The organism is Rhodothermales bacterium, from assembly GCA_013002345.1.
GTDB lineage: Bacteria > Bacteroidota > Rhodothermia > Rhodothermales > JABDKH01 > JABDKH01.
Genome location: JABDKH010000186.1, coordinates 1 through 2,604 on the forward strand (window position 1 = coordinate 1; position 2,604 = coordinate 2,604).

The following is a 2,604-nucleotide window of genomic DNA, read 5'->3' on the forward strand; positions in this document are numbered from 1 at the left end:
CTTTGAACTGCCGGTTCGTAACCTCGGTGCGGTCAATGAAGAAATCATCGACCCGTCCGGTCGGTGTCTGTGCACCCGGGACGCGCACCATTCCGGCAGGTTTTGTGCCGGAAGCATCCAGCGTTCGTTCCAGCAGGAACGGACTGAGGAGTGCATCACCACCGGGTTGGATGTCCCATGACGAAGCGACGGCGTGAACGCTATCGTAGCCTTCCTTCGTTATCTGCCATCTGAAGATCCCGATCGGCATCCGGATGCTGTCCAGTGGCGTGACACCCAGACTTTGCCAGTCGGCATCGGGTGACTGATATCTCTTGACGGACACATGTGCTCCCGGGGGCGTCGTGTGGATCGACATGCGCAGAGAGATTGCCCTGAAGATCTCGGCAAGCTCCGGGTCCCCGGGAATGATTTCCTCGGCTGCCAGGGCAATCTCGTAGGCATCCGTAAAATCGCGCCATTCTGTTTCGAGAGCGCTCCGCAGCTGAGGGATCGCCTCCTCTCTGGCCCAGCGGACTTTCGACTGGCGATTTGCGAACCAGACCGCGCCCGCTGCCACCAGCGCGACCACCAGGATGGTCGGGATCAGTACTCTGGGCTTGAGGAGGCGAGAGCCACCGTGCGTCTTGTAGCGCGCCACGGCCTCCCGGACGACCGTGGCGTCCGGATCCGAAAACGACCCCAGTTCATTCGCCATCTCGCCGATGTCGCCATATCGCTGCTCGGGGTCTTTCTGGAGTGCGCGTACAACCACCTGCTCGATGCTTTCGGGGACTTCAGGGTTGATGGATGTCGCGGACGGCGGATCCTCGTTGAGGATCGAGTAAACCACGGCCTGATCGTACTCGCCGATGAACGGTCGCCGCCCCGCCAGCATCTCGTAGAAAATCACGCCGAGACTCCATATGTCCGTGCGTTGATCGAGATGCTCACCGCGGGCCTGCTCCGGCGACATGTATGGCACCGTTCCCAACGTGCTGCCCGTCTTCGTCAGGTCGGCGGCGCCTGCAAGCTTGGCCAGTCCGAAGTCGAGTATTACGGCTCGCCCGTCGTCCGTGATGATGATGTTGGCCGGCTTGATGTCCCGGTGCACAACTCCCTGACTGTGTGCCCGGGCAAGTCCATGCGCCACCTGGCTGACGATCTCGACGGTCCGATTCAGGCTCAGATCCCCGTCCGCGATGTGGGCCTTCAGAGTTTGCCCCGGGTAGTGCGCCATCGCGATGAACTGCTGCCCTTCGTCGGTGCGTCCGATCTCGTGGATGGTGCAGACGTTCGGATGGTTGAGCGCTGACGCCGCCTTCGCCTCCTGTACGAAACGCTGATTGGCCTCTTCGTCCGTCGTCAGGTGTGTGGGAAGAAACTTGAGCGCGACGGTTCGGTCAAGCTCGAGATCCTCGGCGAGGTATACGACTCCCATGCCACCGCCCCCGAGCCGCTCGAGGATTTTGAAGTGAGAGACGGTCTGACCGATCATGCGATCGCACCTGAGTCATTGCAGTAGGAGATAGGTGAAACGCCGGTAAGAGTCAAATTCCGCCGGCAGAATCCAGCGTGGAAATGTCCGTCTGGAGCTCAGTCATGATGCAGACCGGGCCCATCGGAACGAGCGGATTGATGTCTTCGGCAGCGGGCCGTAGACTGCATCGTATTGCAATCATACGAGATCACATTCGGAGCAAGTCATGTCGGCACCTCCCTTTCTCCTTGCCGAAACCACGTGGAAGACGGTCATGCGCACCGACTACGAAGTCGCTGTCCTGCCATGGGGCGCCACGGAAGCTCACAACTATCACCTTCCGTATGCCACCGACGTCATCCAGTGCGACTACATCGCGGCCGAGTCGGCTCGCAAGGCGTCGGAGCGCGGCGCGCATGTCGTTGTGCTGCCGACCGTTCCGTTCGGCGTCAATACCGGACAGCTCGACATTAAGCTGTGTATCAACATGAATCCGAGTACCCAGGCGGCCGTGCTGGGCGATGTCGTCGACTCGCTGGCGGGCCAGGGGATTCGGAAGATTGTCGTCTTGAACGGCCATGGTGGCAATGATTTTCGGGCGATGATTCGTGAGCTGCAGCCCGTATTCCCGGACGTGTTTCTTTCGGCGGTGAACTGGTACCAGCTCGGCAATCCGGAAGAGGTGTTCGACGAAGTCGGTGATCACGCCGGTGAGATGGAGACGTCGAATCTCATGCACATTGCACCGCATCTGGTCCTCCCGCTCTCCGCGGCTGGAGCAGGGAAGGAGCGGCATTTTCGGCTGAAAGGATTGCGCGACGGCATCGCGTGGGCCCCGCGTCAGTGGTCAAAGGTGACGGAGGACACCGGGGTGGGCGATCCCCGGAAAGCGACGGCCGAGAAGGGTAGTCGGTACCTCGCGATTGTGACCGACGCGATCGCCGACTTCCTTGTCGAGATGTCGGAGGCGGATGTGGACGGGCTGTACGAGTAGGCTCAATGTCGTTCCCCGTGTCCCACCCGCGCAGGCGGGTATCCATCCGCGGCCAAGGCACATCGTCGTTCTTTGGATCCCCGATCAAGTCGGGGATGACGTCGCGGTTGTCATCGCTCCCATGGATCTCCGATCCCCCGCATACCCTCGT

2 protein-coding genes are annotated in these 2,604 nt (G+C 60.9%); one reads left to right on the forward strand and one right to left on the reverse strand.

The window, feature by feature from the left end; all coding sequences use genetic code 11:
• Positions 1 to 1,477 (reverse strand): serine/threonine protein kinase (locus HKN37_09245; protein NNE46830.1); only part of this gene is annotated, 1,477 nt, incomplete at its 3' end.
• A gap of 208 nt (positions 1,478 to 1,685) precedes the next feature.
• Here HKN37_09245 and HKN37_09250 point away from each other — a divergent pair.
• Complete coding sequence (locus HKN37_09250; GenBank protein NNE46831.1) at positions 1,686 to 2,453, forward strand: creatininase family protein; 768 nt, start codon at positions 1,686 to 1,688, stop codon at positions 2,451 to 2,453.
• The last annotated feature ends 151 nt before the right edge of the window (positions 2,454 to 2,604 follow it).